Origin of the sequence: Myxococcus vastator (genome assembly GCF_010894475.1) — a bacterium.
Taxonomy (GTDB): Bacteria; Myxococcota; Myxococcia; order Myxococcales; family Myxococcaceae; genus Myxococcus; species Myxococcus vastator.
The window spans coordinates 1-21298 of record NZ_JAAIYB010000098.1 but is presented as its reverse complement, the minus strand read 5'-3'; the positions used below and the strand labels follow the sequence as shown (position 1 = coordinate 21298).

At 70.0% G+C, this 21298-nt stretch carries 19 protein-coding genes; 10 read left to right on the top strand and 9 right to left on the bottom strand.

Annotated features, from left to right (window positions below):
• Positions 1-245 precede the first annotated feature (245 nt).
• From rpsB to G4D87_RS12620, 5 genes are all read left to right on the top strand, one after another.
• Entirely contained in the window at positions 246-1244 is a 999-nt protein-coding gene (rpsB, locus tag G4D87_RS12640; protein ID WP_163782287.1) for a 30S ribosomal protein S2, read from the top strand.
• Between the two features lie 158 nt (positions 1245-1402).
• On the top strand, positions 1403-2056 hold the full coding sequence (tsf, locus tag G4D87_RS12635) for a translation elongation factor Ts (protein WP_163782285.1): 654 nt from the start codon (positions 1403-1405) through the stop codon (positions 2054-2056).
• Positions 2057-2273: 217 nt separating this feature from the next.
• Positions 2274-3026: a UMP kinase gene (gene pyrH, locus G4D87_RS12630; protein WP_163782283.1), complete on the top strand. Its 753-nt coding sequence runs from the start codon at positions 2274-2276 to the stop codon at positions 3024-3026.
• A 39-nt stretch (positions 3027-3065) separates the two neighbouring features.
• Positions 3066-3623 (top strand): ribosome recycling factor, encoded by a 558-nt coding sequence (frr, locus tag G4D87_RS12625; RefSeq protein ID WP_163782281.1) that lies wholly within the window; start codon positions 3066-3068, stop codon positions 3621-3623.
• The gene (locus G4D87_RS12620; protein WP_163782279.1) at positions 3623-5362 is read left to right on the top strand and encodes a diguanylate cyclase; all 1740 of its coding nucleotides are present in this window, start codon (positions 3623-3625) and stop codon (positions 5360-5362) included. The genes frr and G4D87_RS12620 overlap by 1 nt, the downstream gene beginning before the upstream one ends.
• Here the strand turns inward: G4D87_RS12620 and cyaY are convergent.
• Entirely contained in the window at positions 5350-5682 is a 333-nt protein-coding gene (gene cyaY, locus G4D87_RS12615) for an iron donor protein CyaY (RefSeq protein WP_163782277.1), read from the bottom strand. The two genes, G4D87_RS12620 and cyaY, sit on opposite strands and share 13 nt — an antisense overlap.
• A gap of 13 nt (positions 5683-5695) precedes the next feature.
• Positions 5696-6193 carry a SixA phosphatase family protein gene (locus G4D87_RS12610; protein ID WP_163782275.1) on the bottom strand — a complete coding sequence of 166 codons (498 nt, stop codon included), beginning with the start codon at positions 6191-6193 and terminating at the stop codon, positions 5696-5698.
• A gap of 189 nt (positions 6194-6382) precedes the next feature.
• Here G4D87_RS12610 and G4D87_RS12605 point away from each other — a divergent pair, with 189 nt between their 5' ends.
• Complete coding sequence (locus G4D87_RS12605; RefSeq protein ID WP_163782274.1) at positions 6383-7048, top strand: hypothetical protein; 666 nt, start codon at positions 6383-6385, stop codon at positions 7046-7048.
• Between the two features lie 22 nt (positions 7049-7070).
• On the opposite strand, the gene G4D87_RS12600 is transcribed toward G4D87_RS12605, so the two are convergent.
• The 4 genes from G4D87_RS12600 to G4D87_RS12585 all read right to left on the bottom strand — a co-directional run bounded on the left by G4D87_RS12600 (position 7071) and on the right by G4D87_RS12585 (position 14890).
• A complete protein-coding gene (locus G4D87_RS12600) occupies positions 7071-10850 on the bottom strand; it encodes an FAD-dependent oxidoreductase (RefSeq protein ID WP_163782272.1) in 3780 nt (1259 codons plus the stop codon).
• Positions 10851-10990: 140 nt separating this feature from the next.
• Complete coding sequence (locus G4D87_RS12595; RefSeq protein ID WP_163782270.1) at positions 10991-11779, bottom strand: dolichyl-phosphate beta-glucosyltransferase; 789 nt, start codon at positions 11777-11779, stop codon at positions 10991-10993.
• 121 nt (positions 11780-11900) lie between these two features.
• Entirely contained in the window at positions 11901-12653 is a 753-nt protein-coding gene (locus G4D87_RS12590) for a hypothetical protein (protein ID WP_163782268.1), read from the bottom strand.
• Positions 12650-14890: a glycosyltransferase family 4 protein gene (locus tag G4D87_RS12585; protein ID WP_163782266.1), complete on the bottom strand. Its 2241-nt coding sequence runs from the start codon at positions 14888-14890 to the stop codon at positions 12650-12652. The genes G4D87_RS12590 and G4D87_RS12585 overlap by 4 nt, the downstream gene beginning before the upstream one ends.
• A 47-nt stretch (positions 14891-14937) precedes the next feature.
• Between G4D87_RS12585 and G4D87_RS12580 the strand changes: the two genes are divergently transcribed.
• Positions 14938-16023, top strand: a complete 1086-nt coding sequence (locus tag G4D87_RS12580; RefSeq protein ID WP_163782264.1) for a glycosyltransferase family 4 protein — start codon at positions 14938-14940, stop codon at positions 16021-16023.
• Positions 16024-16031: 8 nt separating this feature from the next.
• A complete protein-coding gene (locus G4D87_RS12575) occupies positions 16032-16592 on the top strand; it encodes a hypothetical protein (RefSeq protein WP_163782262.1) in 561 nt (186 codons plus the stop codon).
• 3 nt (positions 16593-16595) lie between these two features.
• Here the strand turns inward: G4D87_RS12575 and ybiA are convergent, their stop codons facing one another.
• Entirely contained in the window at positions 16596-17117 is a 522-nt protein-coding gene (gene ybiA / locus G4D87_RS12570) for a riboflavin biosynthesis intermediates N-glycosidase (protein ID WP_163782260.1), read from the bottom strand.
• Positions 17118-17201: 84 nt separating this feature from the next.
• Here ybiA and G4D87_RS12565 point away from each other — a divergent pair, with 84 nt between their 5' ends.
• Positions 17202-17942 (top strand): hypothetical protein, encoded by a 741-nt coding sequence (locus tag G4D87_RS12565; RefSeq protein ID WP_163782258.1) that lies wholly within the window; start codon positions 17202-17204, stop codon positions 17940-17942.
• On the opposite strand, the gene G4D87_RS12560 is transcribed toward G4D87_RS12565, so the two are convergent.
• On the bottom strand, positions 17903-18778 hold the full coding sequence (locus G4D87_RS12560) for a metallophosphoesterase family protein (protein WP_163782256.1): 876 nt from the start codon (positions 18776-18778) through the stop codon (positions 17903-17905). The two genes, G4D87_RS12565 and G4D87_RS12560, sit on opposite strands and share 40 nt — an antisense overlap.
• 66 nt (positions 18779-18844) lie before the next feature.
• Entirely contained in the window at positions 18845-19636 is a 792-nt protein-coding gene (locus tag G4D87_RS12555; protein WP_163782254.1) for a hypothetical protein, read from the bottom strand.
• 311 nt (positions 19637-19947) lie between these two features.
• On the opposite strand from G4D87_RS12555, the gene G4D87_RS12550 reads away from it, so the two are divergent.
• The coding region (locus tag G4D87_RS12550) for a hypothetical protein (protein ID WP_163782252.1) at positions 19948-21298 on the top strand (1351 nt) is incomplete at its 3' end.

The following is a 21298-nucleotide window of genomic DNA, read 5'->3' as shown; positions in this document are numbered from 1 at the left end:
GTGCCGTCCCTGCCCGGACGGGCGGTGCGGCGAAGCTTGCGCGGCCCGGAGGGGTTCTGTTAAGGACCCCCCGCCCCAAGGGATGGGGTCGGGGGGACGTCCACCCCAGGCAGTACCCACTACTCACACGTTCGTGCCGGTCGCCGGTGCCTCTGTGGGTGAGCGCCTCTCCTCGGAGAGGGACTCCCCCGTGGTCGTTTCGGCCGGAAGGTTTCTCGAACGTGGCGGAACAACCGGAGAGACACATGGAAACGCAGGACACGCAGACGCAGCAGCAGGCGATGGCCGCCGCCGGTGGCATCACGATGAGGCAGCTCCTGGAGGCCGGTGTTCACTTCGGCCACCAGACGAAGCGCTGGAACCCGAAGATGAAGCCGTTCATCTTCGGCGCCCGCAACGGCATCTACATCATCGACCTGCAGAAGACGGTCGTGATGGCCCGCTCGGCGTTCCGCTTCGTGGCGGACATCACCGCGCGCGGTGGCTCGGTGCTCTTCGTCGGCACCAAGAAGCAGGCGCAGGACGTGGTCCGCGAGGAGGCCGCGCGCGCCGGTCAGTACTTCGTCACCAGCCGCTGGCTGGGTGGCACGCTGACCAACTTCAAGACCATCAAGCAGGGCATCGACCGCCTGAAGACGCTGGAGAAGATGTCCGAGGACGGCACCTTCGAGCGCCTGCCCAAGAAGGAAGTCGCCCTGCTCGAGCGTGAGCGCGAGAAGCTGGAGAAGAACCTGGGCGGCGTGAAGGAGATGTCGAAGCTGCCCCGCTGCGTCTTCGTCATCGACCCGAAGAAGGAGCACATCGCCATCCACGAGGCGAGCCGCCTGGGCATCCCGGTCATCGGCCTGGTGGACACCAACTGCGATCCGGACGGCATCGACTTCGTCATCCCGGGCAACGACGACGCCATCCGCTCCATCAAGCTCTTCACCTCCAAGATCGCCGAGTCCTGCATCGAGGGCGCCGCGCGTTACCGCGCCTCGGGCGCCGCCGAGCGCGACGAGCAGGAGGAGCGCGAGGGCCATGACCGGGGTGACCGCCGCGATGACCGCCGTGGCCCGCGCCGGGGTGACCGCCGCGATGACCGTCGTGACCACCGGGGTGGTGACCGTGGCGGCGACCGCCGTGGCCCCCTCGTTGAGATGAGGACCGCAGCCCCTGTCGCCGCGGCCCCCGAGGTCGCTGCCCCCGAGGCCGCTGCTCCCGAGGCCGCTGCTCCCGCGAGCGAGCCGGCGGCCGAGTAGCCGTCCCTTTCTCACGTCAGTGCCGAAGCGGCCGGGTGGCGCCTGTTCGGGCCAGCTCCCCGGCCGCCTCTGTTTCCCTGGTGCCGCAGTATCCCCTTGAACTTGCAATGCTTCGCCCGGCGCGGTGCGCCCTGGAGTGGCGGAGGCAGGAGACGACGATGGCCGAAGTTAGCGCCCAGATGGTGAAGGAGCTCCGCGAGCGGACCAACGCGGGCATGATGGACTGCAAGAAGGCGCTCGCCGAGTCCGGTGGCGACTTCGCCAAGGCCGAGGAGTGGCTGCGCAAGAAGGGCATCGCCAAGGCCGCTGGCAAGGAAGGCCGCGTTGCCGCCGAGGGCGTCATCGGCACCTACGTTCACGGTGGCCGCATCGGCGTCATCGTCGAGGTGAACTGCGAGACGGACTTCGTCGCTCGCAACCCCGACTTCCAGGAGCTGGTGAAGGACGTGGCCATGCAGGTCGCCGCGGCCAGCCCCAAGTTCGTCCGTCGTGAAGAGGTCCCCACGGACAACCTGGACAAGGAGAAGGAGATCCAGCGCGACATCCTCAAGCAGCAGGGCAAGCCTGAGGCGATGCTGGAGAAGATCCTCGTCGGGAAGATGGAGAAGTACTACGAGGGCGTGTGCCTCGTGGACCAGCTCTGGGTGAAGGACGACAAGAAGAAGGTCGGCGAGATGATCTCCGAGCGCGCCGCGAAGATTGGCGAGAAGGTCTCCGTGCGCCGCTTCGTCCGCTACGAGGTGGGTGAGGGCATCGAGAAGAAGAAGGACGACCTCGCCGCCGAAGTCGCCAAGACGCTGGGCCAGGCGTAAGGCCTCCGCGGTCCCCATGGGGCCGCGAGCCTGGACGCAGGGCTGACAAGGGCCGCGCGCACCGGAACCACCCCCCACGGGGCGTCCGGGCGACGCGGCCCTCGCTTTTGCGGGTCTGATTGGCCCCTCCCCGTGCGACCGCCAGCGGACGATGTCGGGCGGGCCCACCGACTCCAGCGTTGATCCCTCGCGGAGCGGGGGATAGAAGCGGTGGCGCATGTCCTCCGACACGAAGAAGCCGCTCCCGTATAAGCGCATTCTCCTCAAGCTCTCGGGCGAGGCCCTGATGGGGGAGGGGAAGTACGGCATCCATCCGCCCACGCTGATGGGCATCGCCGAGGAAGTCATCGAGGTGGCGCAGGCCGGCGTGGAGGTCGCCCTGGTGATTGGCGGCGGCAACATCTTCCGCGGCGTCGCGGGCGCCACGGAGGGCATGGACCGCGCCAGCGCCGACTACATGGGCATGCTGGCCACCTGCATCAACTCCATGGCCATGCAGGACGCGCTGGAGAAGAAGGGCCTGCACACGCGCGTGCTGTCCGCCATCAAGATGGAGCAGATTGCCGAGCCGTACATCCGCCGGCGCGCGGTGCGCCACCTGGAGAAGGGCCGCGTGGTGATTTTCGCGGCGGGCACCGGCAACCCGTACTTCACCACCGACACCGCCGCCTCGCTGCGCGCCATGGAAATCAACGCGCAGGTCATCCTGAAGGCGACCAAGGTGGACGGGGTGTACAACGCGGACCCGAAGAAGGACCCCACCGCGCGGCGCTACCGGTCGCTGACGTACATGGACGTGTTGAAGCAGAACCTCAACGTCATGGACTCCACGGCCATCTCGCTGTGCATGGACAACAAGCTGCCCATCATCGTGTTCGACCTGACGCAGCAGGGCAACATCCGCCGCGCGGTGCTGGATGATGGGGACATTGGTACGTTGGTGGGTGGCAGCGAGACGGTCTGGGCCTGAGCCCCGACCCAACCGGCAAGCACTCAAGGAGAGAACGCAATGAGTGGAGACGTCGTCGCCGAACTGAAGGGCCGTATCGACAAGTCGCTCGAGGGCCTGCGCACGGACCTGACGAAGGTCCGCACGGGCCGCGCCAGCATCGCCATCCTGGATGGCGTTCGGGTGGACTACTACGGCACGCCGACGCCGCTGTCCGGCGTGGCCAGCGTGAACGCGCCCGAGCCCCGGCTCATCACCATCAAGCCGTGGGAGAAGAGCGTCCTCAAGGACATCGAGAAGGCGCTGCGCGAGGCGAACCTGGGCATCAACCCGATGAACGACGGCGAGATGATTCGCCTGCCCTTCCCGCCGCTCACCGAGGAGCGCCGCAAGGACATCGCCAAGCAGGTGAAGAACAAGGGCGAGGAGTTCAAGGTCGCCATCCGCAACCTCCGCCGCGACGCGAACGAGGCGCTGAAGACGCAGCTGAAGGACAAGAAGATCACCGAGGACGACCACAAGCGCATCACCGAGGTCGTGCAGAAGCAGACCGACGCGGGCATCACGCAGGTGGATGAAATCGTGAAGAAGAAGGAGAAGGAGGTCATGGAGGTTTGATGTCCTCCATCGTCCTCGCCGAGCCCTCCGCACCGGTGGCGGGCGCTCTGCGCCGCTACCTGGAGGCCGCCGGTCACGAAGTGTCCTGGGTGAGCAGCGTCGACGAGGCGCTGCGCACGGTGCGGGAACGCACGCCCACCGTCCTGCTGGCGTCCGCGACGGGCGCCCTGGACGGTGAGGCGCTGTGCCGGAGTGTGCGGGCCGAAGGCCTCGCCGCGCCGGTGTTGCTGTTGTACTCGCCGGAGGAAGAGCAGGCGGACACGCGTGCCGCCCAGGCGGGCGCGGACGGGTGCCTGGTAGGGCCGCTGAAGCGCCCCACGGTGCTGACGTGTGTGTCCCTGCTCGTCCAGCGCGAAGAGGCGCTGCGGCGGGCGGCCTCCGTGGGCCCACGGCCGCCGCCCCCTCCGCTCGATGGGGCCGCTCACGAGGGCGGCCCTCCGCCGCTGCCGGGTGCGTTGGGCGGGCGGATGGTTCCGCCACCGCCGCCGCTGGACGACGTGGGTGCGCCTGTCGAGAGCGCGAACGCGCGGGGCATGACCCCTCCGCCGCCGCTCGACGTGGAGGCACCGGAAGCCGGGAGCGCGCAGGCGCTGGTGGTGCCGGCTCCGCACGAGGCGGATGCACCGTTGCCCGAGGGCCGCGGCGCGGCGACCGCTTCACTGCCGCCCGAGCTGGACGAAGAGCCCATCACGTCGCCGTCCTCCGGGGTGGGCAGCACGGCCCCGGAGGCGGGCGCGGCGCCTGCTTCGGCCACAGTGGAGTCGCAGGCTGCAGAGGAAGACGACCTTCCGCTGCTCCACGCGGAGCCAGTGGACGACGAGCCGGGTGACGCCGGGCAAGCGTCCGAGGACCGCCCCGTGGCCACGGAGGCCGTCGCTGCGTCCGGAGCCGCTCTCGAGACGTCTCCCGAGTCGACGAGCCTGCCTGAAGCAGCGACGGGCTCAGCGCCGCAGGCCGCGGACGCGGTCGCTCCAGCGGAGGACGGACTGCCGCCGTCGTCCGCGCAGGCGTCTCCGCCCGAGGCCGCGGCTGACCCGGAGGCGAAACCCGCGGACCCTGGCGCCGCATCCACGAGCGTGCCTGACGCCTCCAGCGCGAGCGCCGCGACGCCGGCCTCCAGCGCTCCGCCTCCCTCGGTGGGGGCCCGGCACTCCGGCGCCTTCCCCGCGCTGGCTCCCACGCCTGTTCCCGCCGGCAGCCGCATCAGCCGGTCCGACCTGGCGGCCATCGGCTCCTCTCCGGACTTCGAGTTCCTCAAGCGGTTGATGTTGATGGAAGTGAAGCGCAGCCGGCGCTACCGCTACCCCATCGCCGTCCTGCTGGTGGACATCGACAAGTTCGCGGAGAAAGCGGCGCCCCTGGCCCCCGCCGCGCGGAAGCTCGCGCTCGCCGAGGCCCTGGGCCTGCTCGTGTCCGGCGTGCGCGACATCGACGTCGCCGTGCCCCTCTCGGACAGCCGCTTCGTCGTCTTCCTGCCGCACACGCCGCGCTCCGGCGCGCTGGTGGTGGGGCAGCGCCTGCGCGAGCTCATCAAGTCCCTGACGGCCTTCGAGGGCGCCAGCGCCTCCGTGGGCGTCGCCGTCTCCGAGCCCCCGCCGGGCCGTGGACCCGTGGCGGGCGCGCTGGCTCAGGTCAGCTTCGGCAGCCTCCTCAAGGAGGCCGGTGAGGCCCTGCGCCGCGCTCAGGCCGCGGGTGGGGATTGGGTGGAAGCCGCGAGCGGCAGGCCTCAGCCAGGGTAGACGAAGTCCGCGCCGGCGATGCCGCGGACCACGTCCGCGACGAACGACATCAGCTCCAGGCCCCGGCCCTTGTCGTCCTTCCAGGTGCCGGTGGCCGCGTCGTAGTCGAAGTGGATGCCCTGACCCCGGCCCGCCACCCAGACCTGCCGCACGGCGCGCTGGGTGTTGACGATGCACTTCTCCCGCGAGGCCGCGGTGAGCGTCACCATGTCGCCGGTGCTGTCGGCTTCCAGGATGTCGGGGTCGATGGCATCCGCCGCGGCGAGGATGCGCTTGAACGCGGCGGAGACCAGCTGGTTGTAGCGAGCTTCGTCCATCATGGCCGTGACGGCCTCACTGGATGATGTCGAGCACCTGCTGACCCGGGGCGGCGTAGAACAGGAACTTGAACGGCGGTGAAGACTCCCCCTCCGCGCGCTCCAGGCCGATGACGGTGCCCGGGTTGACGGGCTTGGGGAAGGACTGCATGCCGAGCAGATGGGCCGCCAGGGCGCCCATGGACGGCTGGTGACCGACGAGGACGAGATTCTCATCGGCGTACTCGGTGAGCACCGGCTCCACCGCGCCCACGGGCATGTCGGGCAGCAGGCAGCGATGCACCTTCAGCGGGCCCTCGAACCTGGCGGAGATGGAGAGGATCTGCGCCGTCTGCACCGTGCGAACCAGCGGGCTGGTCAGGATGCGCCCCACGGGACCAATGCGCTCGGTCAGCGAGGCGAAGTGCTGGGCGGTGCTGGTGCGAGACTTCGCGGTGAGGGCGCGCGCCTCGTCACCGAGACCCTCGGGGATCTCCGCGTCCGCATCCGCGTGCCTAACCAGGAAAAGCCTCAAATTCCCTCCACCGCTTTCGACAGAACCGCGGTTCGTACACGAGCGCGGCGGGGTTGGTCAAAGGTAATGCGGCGATTGTTCAGTGGCCGGAACAACCCCACCGTGACAGACAGAGGCGGGACGCCTCTCACCGCCCAGGTTGCCGAAGCATACATGAGGGGCTGACATGTCCCGTCTGGAGGAACGCGCGTGCGCAAGGTGCTGTGGGGACTGTGGGTGCTCGTGGCCTTCTCGGCCTGCAAGAAACCCGAGGACGCCTCCGGGCCGCCCGCCGGGGTGGTGGGCGAGCAGGCTCCCAGCGCCGCCGACCGTGTCGTGGAGGCCGGCCCCTACCCGGTGACGAAGGAGAAGCTGGATGCGTACGTGGGCTACCAGCGGCGCATGCTGGAGGTGTATGGCTCGTTGATGAAGGGCCTGCAGAACCTGGGGGCGCTGGTGGACGCGGGCACCCCGGAGGCCATGGCCGCCGCGCGCGAGGGCCTGAAGGTGGTGGAGGCCAAGGCCAAGGCGGAGGCCGAGGCGCGCCGCGAGGCCCAGCTCTCCGAGGCGGACGTCAACGGCATCGCCGAGGTCGTCACCGCCGTCATCAGCCAGCGGCAGCTGGGGCGCACGCTCCAGTACGAAGAGGAGCTGAAGAAGCTGGAGGCGCTCCAGGCGAAGCTGCCGCCCGAGCAGCAGCAGGGCATGGCGCCGCAGGTGGCGTCGATGCGCGCCCAGGTGGAGGCCTTCCAGACGCTGGCCGACGCCCGCAGAGCGCATGGCGATGCGAACGTCGACGTCGTCCTGACGCGCGAGGAAGACCTCATCCAGAACTATCAGGAGATGATTCGCGTCTTCACCGGCACGCGCCGGTGAAGACGGGCACGGCCCGCTCGCCTCAGACGCGCTTGAGGTGCGGGGCCTGCTTGAAGAGCTCCGCCAGGTAGACGTCCGCGACCTTCTCCATGACGGTGTTGCCGCGCAGGCGCTGCCGGAGGTTGACGAAGTCCACCTGGTCCAGCCGCTGGTCCTGGTTGTAGCAGGAGAACACCCACGTCTCCTTGCCCGTCACCGGGTCCACGTGCCGCTGGAGGCACTGGGCGCAGATCTCCTTCATCATGCACTGCATCGGCGAGTTGATGGAGCCGATGGCCTCGTGCCCTGGCTTGAGGTGCGGCTGGAGGACGCCGTGCCGGGCCTCGGCCACCGCGCGCATCATTCCATCCGAGCCGATGGCGATGATGCGGTCCACGTCCGCCAGGGAGACGACGGGCGCGGGGCCCAGCCTGCCCTCCGCGTAGGCCACCATCGCCTGCACCACGTTGCCCCGGAACGCCGAGTCCTGCGGCCGGCGCGGCTCAATCGTGTCCCCGGTGTCCACGGACCACACAATCTGGTCCGTGCCGGCCTCGATTTCGTCGTGCTTGAAGGAGTCCGACTTCTGCCGGTAGCCGGCGAAGTACACGACGCGGCAGCCGGCCGCCTTGAGCGAGCGGGCGATGGAGAAGAGCACCGCGTTGCCCAGGCCGCCGCCCACGAGCACCACCGTCTCGTCGTGGCCAATCTCCGTGGGCGCGCCGGTGGGGCCCATCAGCACCACGGGCTCACCGGGCTTGAGCGCGGCGCACAGGCGCGAGGACGAGCCCATCTCCAGCACGATGGTGCCCATCAGCCCCTTCTCCTTGTCCACCCAGGCGCCGGTGAGGGCCAGGCCCTCCATGGTGAGGCGCACGCCGTCCACCACGGGCGCGTTTCGCTCGAAGTTCTGCAGCCGGTAGAACTGACCGGGGGAGAAGTGGCTGGCCGCGAAGGGCGCGCGCACCACCACCTCGACGATGGTCGGCGTCAGCCGGTTGACGGCCACCACCGTGGCGGTGAACGCCTCGTCCAGCCTGGCGAAGTGCGCGGCGCGGCGCGCGTCACGCGCGGCCTGGGCCACCTCGTCGGTGAAGTCGAGCGCGGCCACTTCCTTCGCGTACAGCCGCGCCACCTGCGGGTGACCATCCTTCGCGCTGGCCATGGCCTTCACCACGTTGCCCGCGTAGGTCGGGTGGTTGTCGCCGTAGAAGGAGATGAAGCGGCCGTCCTGCTGGTACGACGTGAAGAAGCCCGTCTTCGCCGCCGGGTCCTCCTTCGCCTTCACGGGCGCCAGCGAGAAGCCATCTTCCGCATCCACCAGCTCGTGGCTCTGGAAGTACTCGCCGCGCGCGTCGAGCTGGAAGGTGCCCGGGTATTCCTTCTCATACGTGACGTTGGGGGACGTGCCGGCGGCGACGCACACCGTGCGCGCGGGCAGCTCGAAGAACTGGCCGCTGCCCTTGAGCTTGCCGTCCACCGTCACCATGCGCTCGAAGCGCAGCGCGCGCACCGCGCCGGAGGCGTCCGGCAGGGCCTCCACCGGGCTCATGCGCTCGATGAAGCGGATGCCTTCCTCCAGCGCCTTCGTCACTTCCTCGTGGTTGAGGCGGTAGGCGGGGGACTCGGTGAGGCCGCGGCGGTAGACGAGGCTGACGCCGCCCCACGCGCGCACCAGCTTGATGAAGTCCGGCTCACGGCCCAGAGCCTTCGCCTGCTGGCGCTCCGCGCGCACGGCGCGGCCGTGCTCCAGGAACGTCTGGTAGGTGACGCGCTCCTCCGCGTCGAGCCGGGCCAGCACGGCCTCCTCGCCCACCTGGGACACCAGCTTCTCGTGGCGGGCGAGCGCCTTCTCCACCTGCACCGGGTAGTACGCCATCAGCTCCGTGGCGGTGTCGACGCCGGTGAGGCCGCCGCCGATGACGATGGCGGGCAGCTGCACCTGGAGGTTCGCCAGCGAGTCCTTCTTGAACGCGCCGCTGAGCTGGAGCGCCATCAGGAAGTCACTGGCCTTGCGGATGCCCCGGATGAGGTTGTTCTTCATCCCGATGATGGTCGGGCGGCCCGCGCCGGCGGCGATGGCGATGTGGTCGAAGCCCAGCGCCCACGCGTCCTCCACCGTGAGGGTGCCACCGAAGCGCACGCCGCCGTGGATGCGGAAGCTCTCCCGGCGCGCCAGCGTGAGGTGGATGAGCGTGAGGAAGTTCTTGTCCCAGCGCACGGTGATTCCGTACTCGGACACGCCGCCGAAGCCCTCCAGGACGCGCTCGTCCAGCTCGGTGGTGAGCGCGGACCAGTCGCGGATGGGCTGGAGCGCGTGGCCGTTGCGGCCCACGAGCGCGTCGGGGAAGGGCTCAATCTTGAGGCCGTCGATGCCCGTGACGCCGAAGCCCTCGTTGAGCAGGTAGTGCGACAGCGTGTAGCCGGCGGGGCCCAGGCCCACCACCAGCACGTTGCGGCCCACGTAGGGCAGCGCGTACGGGCGGCGGACGTTGAGCGGGTTCCACCGCGTGAGCAGGCCGTAGATTTCGAAGCCCCACGGCAGGTTCAGCACGTCCGTGAGCGTGGCCGTCTCCGCCAGGGGGATGTTCACCGGCTCCTGCTTCTGGAAGATGCAGGCCTTCATGCAGTCATTGCAGATGCGGTGACCGGTGCCGGGGCACATCGGGTTGTCGAGCGTCACCATGGCCAGCGCGGCCACGGAGTTGCCCTCCCGCTTGAGCAGGTGCGCCTCGGAGATGCGCTCGTCGAGCGGGCACCCGTTGAGGGGGATGCCCAGCGGGTTCTTCTTGTAGTGGTGCCCCTCGGCCACCGGGTCCTTGGCGGGGAAGCCCTTGGAGCACGAGTCCTTCTGCCGCTCGTGGCAGAGCACGCAGTAGTCCACCTCGTTCATCACGTCGCGCGAGGTGCCCCGGCGGTCGGTGAGCTTGAACCCGTCGCGGTGGCGGAGGTGGTGCGCCAGGCCCTCGGTGGCCTCGGGCAGCGCGGTGTCCGGACGCTGGAGGTGGACGAGCTGGTCGAACACCAGCGGCTTGGGAATCCGGTGGGTGGGCCAGGCGTGGAAGATGTCCTTCGTCTCCGGGTGCAGCGCCCGCGCGTACGTCCAGCGGTCCGCCAGCGACAGCAGCGCGCGCACGGACTGGAGCTCCGCGGCGTCATCGCCCTGCGTGACGAGGCTGGAGCCGAAGGCGTCCTGGCCCTCGGGCGTGGACAGCAGCACCTCGCGCAGCGCGGACCAGCGGGCGCGCAGGGCCTCCGCCTCCCCCTGACGCTCGGCGGGCAGCGCGTTGGAGAACAGGCGCTCCAGGTCCATCAGCGAGAGGATGGACTCCGCCAGGCCCCGCTCCAGGTCCCCGGTGGCCAGTGCCTCCGGGAAGCCCAGCTGGAGCATCAGCCGCATGCGCGCGTCCAGCGAGGGGAACTCCGCCAGCGCCGGGCGGTCCGCGGCGCCCTTCTTGAAGACGCGGCGGGTGATGAACTCGCGCTTGAAGTCGAAGAGCGGCAGCTCGCCCTTGAGGCGGCCGGACAGGCGCTCCAGCTCCTGCTCCACGCGGAACAGGCGCGAGACGAAGCGGGACACGTGGCGCGACACGCGGACGAGCAGGTCCGACTCCGCGGCGCCGCTGACGCTCTTGCCGCCAGACTTGCGGTACGCGTCGAAGGCCTGGAAGAGCTCGGGCTCATCCTCGGCGAGTTGCGCGTCGAAGCGCTCCGCGAGCCGGCGCAGCCCGGCGGGGCGATACAGGTCCTCGAAGACAAAGCCCGGCAGGCCCAGGGTCAGAGGAGGGGTGGGGTCGGAGGGCAGGTCAGTCAAGGCGCGCATGTCACGAACAGTGTGGGAGGAACCTGGAGAAACGGCTTCCAGGCGAGACCTATTTCGCGGGGTGCCGTCCGGAAATCAAGCGGGCTTGTCACTGGACGTGAGGGTCTACCTCGCCGTGCAGGCATGGAGGGGCTGCACGCCTACACTCGGTGGGTAGGCAGGGACACACGCGCCAGGCGCTGACGCAGCTGCAGCAGTCCCCAGAACATGCGCGCCGCGTCGAGCCCCGGGATGACCTTGGAACCCCCGAAGTCCTCCCAGTCGATGGGGACCTCCAGGAAGCGCGCGCCCTGGCGCTTCAGCAGCACCAGCAGCTCCACGTCCAGCAGCCAGCGCTGCTCCTGGAGCACGTCCAGGAGTGGCCGCAGCAGGTCCGCGCGGATGAACTTCACCCCGCACTGGGTGTCGTAGAAGTGGAGCTTGAAGTTCGCGTCCGTGAGCGTGGCGAAGACGCGGCCCTGGAGGTGCCGGTGGAGGCTGCGCACGACGCGGCGTCCGGCCATGAGGATGCGCGAGCCGGCCAGGACGTCCACGTTCCGCGCCAGCTCCGAGGCGCTCAGCTCCACCAGCCGGTGGAACTCCTCGGCGTTGATGGCGCCATCCGCGTCCAGGAAGGCCAGCCACGTGACGCCCGCTGACGCGTGACGCCAGCCGAGCCGGATGGCCGAGCCCTTTCCCTGGTTGCGAGGCGCCGCCACGTAGGTGAACTGGTGTCGTGCCCCCGTGCTGGCGACGTGGGCCTGGGCCGCCTCGACGCTGGCGCGCTGGAGCTCGGCGTGCTCGGGCGCGCTGCCATCGTCGACGACGACGAACTCCACCGGCGGGGCGCTCCGCTCGAGGAACACGCGCGTGAGCTCCGCGACGAAGCGAGGCAGCCGCTGGCCCTCGTTGTATGCGGGGATGACGACGCTGACGGAGGGCCCATGCACGCGTTCGATTGAGCACAGGTGCGGATGAGCCGTCAATGCAAGGTGTCGGCGGATTCCCGCCTCGCACGCACCAGGACACACGGCCTGAAGTCCCGGCGCCGCGCCCCGCCTCGGGTGGTGTTCAGCGGGACTTCTTGTTGCGGCGCTTCTTCTTGCTGCCGGAGACGTTCCGGCGCGGCGAAGCCTCCGCAGCGGGTTGTGCGGGCGCGGAGGGCGCGGCCTTCTTCGCGCGGGCCGTCTTGCTCGGGGCTGGCGCACGGGGAGCCGAGGTCGACTCCACGTCCGGAGAAGCCGCGCCCACGGGCTGCTTCGGCCGTGCTGGCTTCCGCGGATGGGCCTGGGGGGCACGCGGCTTGGGCAGCACGGTGTCGACCATGGTGGCCGCCTCGGTCGCCGGCCGCGCCACGGCGGATGGCGCCGCTTCGTGCTCGCGCCGCTCTGCGCGCGCCTGCTGCGGCACCGCCGCATCGGAAGCCGCGGGGACGGGACGTGCCCGGAGCGCCTCCACCTCGCGACGCAGGCGGAGCACCTCGGCGGACAGCTGCGCGTAGGAGTCGCGCACGTGCCCGTTGAACACGCGCTGCCTGCCGAGCGCCTCGTTGATGAACACCTGGCACGACTTGCGGAAGGCCCACTTGGCCAGCAGGACGACTTGTCCCACGCCACCCCGGTGGGTGTGCAGGGGGAGGGCGCGCGTGGCGTCCGCGTATTCCTCCAGCGCATGCAGGTTGAACGTCAGCGGCTCCACCCGGGGCTCCACGCCTTCGGCAGGCAGCTCCACTTCCTCGGAGGTGGGGAGGCCGCGCGTGCGCAGGCGCTCCTCGATGCGGGCAATCAGCTCCCGCGCGGGGATGTCCCGTCCCAGTAACTTCATTGGCGCTTCTCCTCGAGGATGCGTTGCATTTCTTCCCGGTAGGCCGCCACCACCTGCGGCCAGCCCTGCTTCTTCACGTACGCCAGGCCCCGCTTGCCCATGGGCCCTCGCTCCGAGCCCACCTCGCGCAGGCCCTGGATGAACGACTCCAGGTCCGTGTACGCGCGGCCCGCGCCGCTGCGCTCCACCTGTCCCACCAGCACGTCCGAGCGCCCATTCACCAGCACGGGCGTGCCCTGGGCGAAGGACTCCAGCGTCAGCAGCGACAGGCTCTCGTAGCGGGACGGCACCACCACCGCCAATGCCCCCGCCAGCGCGTCGTGTTTGTCCTGCTCGTCGATGCGGCCCAGATAGCGCACGCCCTCGCCGGACAGCGCCATGTTGGTGTCTCCCGCGAGCACCAGGTCCGGCGCGTCTTCGAACCGCTCCTTCAGGGCCTGGTGATACTCCAGCAGCTCGGGCACGCCTTTGCCCGGCTCCTGACGGCCGATGTAGAGCAGGTAGTGCCGGTGGATGCCGTGCTTCTCCTTGAAGCGCGCGCCGTCCGCCCGAGGCCGGTCCACGCCCACGCCCACCACCCGCGTAGGCGCGTGATGGGGGAAGAGCTTCTCGATGAGCGTGTGCTCCTCCGGCGTAAGGCAGAGCAGGGCGCGCGGGCGCTCGAAGACGTCCCGGTACACACCGAAGCGGATGGGGGCCTCGTCATGCGTGGTGGGCACCAGCAGGGCCCGGTCCGCCACCAGCGGCAGGCCCCACACCGTGGGCGCGTAGAGGTAGGTGAAGAAGAGATAGCCGTCGTAGGCGTCGCGCTCGGTGGCCAGGTGATGCAGCAGGCCGGGGCACATGGGGCCCTGCTCGGCCACCCACTGTTCTTCGCGCAGCCGCTCGTTGCTCTTGTCGAACACCTGCCGCGACAGGCCGTTGAAGCCTCGGATGTTGCGCACCCGCGTGGACGGGAAGCGCAGCACCTTGATGCCGTCCACGACGTCGGGCCCGGGCGGAAACGCGTTGTCCCACTCGAGGTGGTTCTTCGCGCAGGTCGTCAGCACGGTGAGGTCCCAGTGCGGCGCCAGGTGCTCGGCCATCTGCGCGGCGAGCTTCTCCGCGCCGCCCGTCACCTCGCCGTAGCGCTGCACCACCAGCGCCACCCGGGGACGCTCGGGGACCTTCCCAGGCTTCTTGGGCGCGGGGCGGGGCAGCACCGTCTCCAGCGCCTTCGTGAAGGCGGTCTGCACCGAAGGCGCGGAGAAGTGCTCCAGCCGCCGCGTCTGGCCGGCGATGACGGGCCCGCGCAGGGCCGGGTCCTCGCTCAGGTCCACCGCCAGCTCCGCGAGGAAGGCGAAGCGCTTCTGGTCGAAGGCCACGCCCGCGCCGCCCAACGTCTCCGGCACCGCGGCGGCCGCGTAGGCCAGCACGGGGACCTCGGCGGCCATGGCCTCGATGAGGGGGACGCCGAAGCCCTCATGCTCGCTCATGGAGACGTAGACGGAGGCGGACCGGTACGCGGCCACGAGCTGCGCGTGGCTCAGGCGTCCCAGGAAGCTCACGCCGCGCAGGCCGCGCGCCTCGCGCTGGAGCATGCGGAAGTACCGGCTGCCGGGCTCGTAGCCGCCCACCATCAACAGGCGCGCCTGGGGCCGCAGCCGCAGCACTTCGCGGTGGAGCGCGAGCAGGTCCTCGAAGCGCTTGTGCGGCATGACCCGGCTCACGCCGAGCAGCACGGGGCCTGGACCCTCAAGCCGCTGGAGCAGCTTCGCGTCCGCGCTGGCGCGGGAGAATCGCTCCGGTTCGATGAAGAGGGGCACCGTGTGGACGTTGCGGTAGCCCGCGACGCGCAGCTCGGCGGCGTTGAAGTCCGACACGCCGATGGCCACCTCCGCGAAGGGGGCCATCGCGGCGAGCTGGGCCCGTCCCGCCACCAGCGCGTCCGCCAGCGGCAGCCCTTCGTAGAAGCGTGCGGGGCTGATGTTGTGGAAGACGACGCCGCGCCGGCAGGGCAGGTGCATCAGCCGGCTGCTGAGCGGGGAGGCGATGCCATGGTGGTAGAGGACCAGGTCACCGGGCGCGGGACGCAGCGCGGACGCGGGGCTGGCCAGCCCTTCGAGCCCCGGGCCCACCTCGTCCGCGTACAGCGCGCCCGCGTGCCCCATGCGGCGCAGCAGGAGCTGCAGGTGCAGCGCGGCCTGCCCGGTGGCGTCGCCGGGGACAAAGCTCGGTATCAACTGGTGGATCGCCATGCGGGTCCTGCCTATCACACGCTCGTGGTATGAGGCGCACCGTGTCCATGAGCCCCATCGCCTTCGACGCGACACTCTGGGACGAGCCGACCACCGGCATCGGCCTGTACACCCGTTGCCTGGCCTCCGCCCTGGAGGCGCTCGGCGTCCAGCTCATCCGCATGGGGGCGCAGTCTTCTGGCGAGGCGCCTCGCGGGAAGGCCGGGCGCACCGCCTGGACGCTGGGCGGCTTGCCGCGCGTGCTCCAGGGCTCGGACGCGCCGCTGTACCACGCACACGGCAACTTCAACCTGCCCCTCCTCCGCGCGCCCGGCATGAAGTACGTGCTGACGGTGCACGACTTGATTCCGCTGCTGATGCCGGAGACGGTGTCGTCCGCGTTCCGCTGGCAGTTCCGCCTGTGGCTGTCGCGCAGCCTGCGGGTGGCGGACCAGGTGGTGTGCGTGAGCGAGCGCACGCGGCAGGACCTGCTGGCCCGCTACCCGGAAGCGGCGCCGCGCACGGTGGTGGTGCCCAATGGCGTGGACCACGTCCATGCGCCCGCCCTGGATGACACCAGCAAGGACTTCCTGCGCGCGCTCTCCCTGCCGAAGGAGTACGTGCTCTACGCGGGCTCGCTCGACGTGCGGAAGAACGTGGACCTGGTGCTGGACGCGTTGGAGCGGCTGCGACTGCGGGGGCGGCCCGTCTCGCTGGTGCTGGCGGGGCAGAGCTGGTTCGGCGCGGGTCGCGTGGAGTCACGCATCTCCCGGATGCGCTCGGAGGGGTTCGAGGTGCGCTCGCTCGGCTATCAGTCCGACGCCGTGTTCTACGAGCTGATGCGCCGCGCGGCCGTGTTCGTGTTCCCCTCTCGCTACGAGGGGTTCGGACTGCCTCCGCTGGAGGCGATGCGGCTGGGGACGCCCACCATCGTCTCCACCGCGGGCTCGCTGCCGGAGGTCTGTGGCGACGCCGCGCTGAGCGTGGGGCCCGACGACGCGAACGGGCTCGCGAGGGCGTTGGACCGGCTGCTCCATTCGCCGGAGGAACGGCGGGCGCTCGCGGAGCGTGGAAAGGCGCAGGCCGCGAAGTTCACCTGGAAGCGGACCGCCGAGGGCACCTTGGCGGCGTACGAGGCCGCGCTGCGGCGATAAGGAGACGTATGCGAAAGTTCGTCTGGAGTGGGGTGATGTTGTGCGGACTGCTCGCGGGCTGTGCGAGCCGGCAGGAGACGGGCACGGCGCCGGTGGAACCTCCGCCCGCCGAGGCCGAAGCCGAGGCCAGCGCCGGAGTGCCAACGCCGGCCCCTGAGGACACGCAGGCCACGCCGACGTCGCCTGCCGAGGACGGTGAGGCGAAGGCCGCCGTCCAGCCGCTGGTGGTGACGCCCAAGCCCGAGCCGAAGGACCTCATCAACATCCGGAGCGCCCAGGTCGATGGCGGCATCCTGTCGCTGGCCGTGATGCATGGCGGAGGCTGCGCCGAGCACACGTACACGCTGGCCTGGGATGGGAACCTCCAGCAGGGCGCGGACGGGACACCGGTGGCGAACCTGGTGCTGGTGCATGACGGGAACAACGACATGTGCAAGGCGCTCCTGCGGGCCGCGCCTCGCTTCGACGTGTCCTCGATTTCGCAGCGCTTCGGGGCGCAGTTCGGGAAGACCTCGGGCACGGTGAACCTGGTCCTGCCGGACCAGGCGCCCCTGCGCTACGACTTCTGAGCCCTACGCTTCAGCGGGGGCCGCCTCGGTGATGCCCTCCGCCAGCAGGTCCTCACGCAGCTTCGTGAGGACCTGGCCCAGCAGATTCAGTCCTCGCCACTTCGCGGGGTGATGGATGCGCGGGTCCTCCGCGCCCAACCCCACACCCCAGATGCGGTCCATGGGGCTGGCTTCCACCAACGCCGTGCCCGCGGTGGCCAGGAGCGCCTTCAGCAGCTCCGGGCTCTGGGTGAACTTCGCGCGGTTGCCCTCGTAGACGATGCGCTCACGCGCCTTCTCCCAGCGCACGGAGTCGAAGTCGCGGACCTTGCGGCCCAGGGCCTTGTGCGTCTTGGGCGACCTCGATGACAGGATGCTCGCCAGCGCCTCGTTGTCACCGAAGAGCCGCGCCTTGCCCGCCATCATGTACTGCTCAGCGCACACGTAGCGCACGCCGTCCACGACGAAGTCGGAGCGGTGCCACTGCGAGAAGGGGGAGTGCGCCTGCCAGAAGAAGGTGAACCGCGGCTGTCCTGCTTCACTCATGGGCGACCTCGGGAATGGTGTTGATTGTACACTAACGATGAGGGCCCGGCGACCTGACAAACGTCGCTACACTGCCCCGCCTTCATGACGCTCTCCGACGCCCTGGCGCTGCTGGAACGCTGCTTCACCGGGCTCGCGGAAGGCGCCCCCCGGCTTCGCGAGCAGGAAGACGCACGCTTCGCCCTCCGCCCCAGCGCCGTGTGGCTGGAGTACCGCTGGTATGTCCACGAGCGGGGGATGGCGGAGGTCTTCCTCAAGTGGCCCCGCGTCTCCGCCGAACAGAGCGCCTTGGCCGAGGCCACGGTGCTGCGCGTCCACCTGCTCGGCATGTCCCCCATGCTTTCCGAGCGTGCGGGGAAGCTGCTGGTGGGCGGCACGCCGTCGAGAGATCGCATCATGGACCTCTTCGGCGATGACGGCGTGCGCCGGGAGTGCGTCTGCGTGGGCCGGACGAACGTCACCGTGGAGCACTGGGCGCCGCGGCCCGGCCCGCGCCCGCTGCTGGACGATGCGCGCTTCAACTCGCTGGCCGAGGTGCTGGAGGCACCGGACGCCACGCCCGAGGCGCGGCATGAGGCGGTGCAGCGGTTGGCTGACGAGCGAAGCCCTCGTGTCGTGGCGGTGCTGCTCGCGCTGGTGGCGCGCAAGTCCTCGTTGATGGCGCTGCGGGTGCTGTCGGAGTGGGGCGTCGTCGAGGCGCGCGAGGCGCTTCAGCGGGACCTGGCCCTGGTGCGGCCCGACAACCCAGCGGACCTGTGGACCTTCACGGCGCTGGAGCGGCGGCTTCAGGCCTGGGCCGCGCTGCAGGGGAACGGGGGGACCTGAAGCGTCCCTCCCGTCACCTGTCCTCGCTCCACGTCGATGAGCCAGTAGCCTTCACGGCCCGACTGCGTGGAGGAGCCGGCGCCGAATACGTGGGGGCGCTCGGCGGTGGCTGGGTGGTGGAAGCGGTGGTGGATGTGGCCATGCAAGATGGCGTGGCGGGGCCCTCGGAGCAGCTTGCAGAGGTTGGCGCCGTCACTCAATCCCCAGGGCCCCAGGGCCGCGGTGCCTTGGGGCTTCAAGGGCGCGTGGTGTACGACGACGAGGAGGGCCCGGCTCGCGAGCCGGACGTCGCTGACAATCGCCGCCAGTCCGTCCAGCTGCGCGGGGCCGATGACACCGCGAGAGATGCCCGGCAGCGGTGGCACCCGGGCCGAGCAGAGGCCGACGACGGCGGCGTCCTCGCCCACGAGCCGGACGAAGGGGAACGCACCCTCCCGCTGGTGCTCGGGCACGTCGCTCTCCAGCAGGTGCCCGAAGTAGCGCTCGAAGCGCCTGCCGCGCACGCTGCCCGGTGTGTACACGTCGTGGTTGCCGGGGATGACGGTGCAGCGGCCGCGGTCCTCCGCCAGCGCGCCCAGCGCGTCCCGTGCCCCCTGGAACTCGAGGTCGAGCGCGCAGGCCGTCAGGTCCCCCGAGAGGATGAGATGGTGCGCGCCGTGTGCTGGCATGGCGCGCGCGATGGCGGCGAGCGTGCGAGGCGCTTCGTCGTAGGCGCGCGCCCGCCCCGCTGCCAGCAGCTCTGGCAGCGCCAGCCAGCGTCGCCAGCCCAGCCGGCGCAGGGGCAGCGCCCGATAGTCGGCGGTGACGTGGACATCCGAACAATGAAGAAAGCGCATGGCGGGCGCGGGAGGCGATGCCGGGACGCCACGGGCGTTCCCCGGCACCGCCGTGTCAGCCGGTGACTAGAGCGCCTGGCAGAGGGCGTTGCCGAGGGTGCGCGTATCCCAGTAGCGGATGCCGCATCCGTAGCCCGGGCCGTCCATGGCGCCGCCACCCGCCAGCCGCGCGACGTCCCACGTCCCCAGCAGCGCGCAGACCTCGCTCTGACGGGCCTCGGCCTCGGTCGGCGCCAGCAGGGCCGTCCCCGGGGCGCACGGCTGGTCTCCCACGACCTCGACGAACGTCAGCTGCGCGCAGAGGGTCTCCCCCATCGGGCGCGTGTCGATGTCACGGATGCCGCAGCCGTAGCCCGGGCCATCCATGGAGCCGCCGCCAGCGAGCCGGACGATGTCCCAGGTGCCCAGCTGCGAGCAGATGTCGCTCTGGCTGGCACGGGCGACCATCGGGCTGACCACCGTGAGCCCCGCCGGACAGGTGCCGTCGCCGGTGACCTCGGTGAACTGTTGCACCTGCTTGCAGAGGCTCTCGCCCATGCCGCGCGAATCCACCGTCCGGATGCCACAGCCGTAGCCCGCGCCATCCATGGAACCGCCGTTGGCCAGGCGCACGATGTCCCACGTGCCGAGCATGGCGCACAGGGTGGATTGGTTCTCCCGGGCCTCTTCGGGAGAGGCCAGCGTGTAGCCCGTGGGGCACGCCGTGTCGCCCAGGACGTTGTAGACCTGCCCGGCGAGCGACGCCTGCGTCTCCTGGGTCGTGTCCGCGGGCGTGTCCTGCGCGGGCGTGCCGCATCCGGCAAGAGAAAGCGCCAGACCCAAACCAGACAACAGGACGGAGATTTCGCGCTGATTCATGGTGACCTCGTGAAGGGTGGTTGCATGCGGAGCCCGGGGATGTGCCTCGGGCTCCGGGGCGCCGACATGAGCAAGACTCGTACCGTGAGTGTGTTGCTGTTTGCCTTAGGGGGCGTGAGCCCGCGAAGCCTTGAAAGGGATGGCGGGCGCGTCCGCGAGGGACGCAATCGCGTTCTCTGGGAACGCCTGATGTATGGGGTTCCCCGTGCAATGAAAGGCAGGACGCGCGCGCACGGTTCGTGAATGGAAATTTCCCAGGACAGGGGGAGCGCATGCGGGTGCGGCACGTAGCCATTGGGGCGAGTCATGAGGTGTATGCATCGGGAGCGGCCGCGCTGACGGCAGCCGTCACCCGGCGCGTGGGGGACCGGTTGGCGCGGGAGCGTCAGGCGCGGCTGCCCGCGCGCTATCGGAGATGGCGGGTGCTGGAGACCACGCCCCTGCTGCGTTCAATGGAAGGCGGGCTGGATGACACCAAGTTCCTCTACCCGGTGCTCGACAACCTCCCGCTCATCGTCTTTCCGCTGCTGGCCCATGCGCTGACGGGGGGCCAGGTCAGCGTCCATGGGCCTCGTGAGGTCTGTCACGTGGTGGAGGTGGTCCGCGACTTCCTCCTGGAGGAAGGCCACATCGACGACCGGAGCCGCGTCGTGGCGGTCCAGGAGGACCTGGGTGATATCTCCCTCTTCCGCTCACTCCAGCGCTCCACCGAGGGCCTCTCCGCCAGCGCCGAGGCGCCCCTGCTCTGGTCCGCCGGAGACCTGGTGCTGGCGTACAACGCCTATCCCTGGCTGACGGACCGGCATCTCCCCAGTCATTCGCTCATCCTCAACCTGAATGCGCGCCAAGTCGTCTTCCCTCCGGGCCGCGCGGAGCTCTTCGCGCGCAACTATCTGGACCGCATGCGGCTGGACGACGGGAAGGAAACCCTCGTCGACGTGAAGGAGCCCAACCTGCTGCTCTTCACCGGCGCGGGGCTCCAGGGGCTGGCGAAGGTGGACGGCTTGCGCAAGCCACCACCCGGAGAGACGTACATGAAGGTGCTGCTCCGTGCCGCGGGCAGGATGGGGTGTCACGCGCCTCCCCGGGCGACCCTGGCCTTCCTCCGCTACGGACTGAAGCGGGTGAATGACAGGCTGGACGATGCGGATGGCGTGTCACAGCGCCACGTCACGGCGCTGGCGAGCGCCTTCTTTGGCGTGCCCACCGTCGTCAAGGCGGAGAACACCGACCCCTTCTCCGTCAGGGACGGCGACAGCCTGGAGGACGTCTTCGGGTACTACCGCGCCTTCCTCCAGCCCATCGTCGACTCCAGGCCGACGAAGGAGGCGGGATACCGCGAGCTGGCGCACTACCACCCGCACGCGGAGCTGCTCTACCGGCTCTCCCTCCGGCTCCGTCCGCTCCAGGCCGAGCTCCCGCTCTGGAGGCGGTGGCCGGAGCTCATTCGCGATAAGTGTGCCTCGCTGAACCAGCGCCTGGTCGCGGAGTTTCGGGGGCTGGGGTTGGCGGATGCAGCGCCGCTCGTGCCTGAGTACTTCGATGCGACGGGAACCTTCCAGTGTCATCCCTTGCCTTCGGATGACCTGCGGGCCACCGGAGCCTTTCTCAGACATGTGTACCTCCCCGCCTATGAGAGAGACAGGGCAGGCGCCCCGGGGC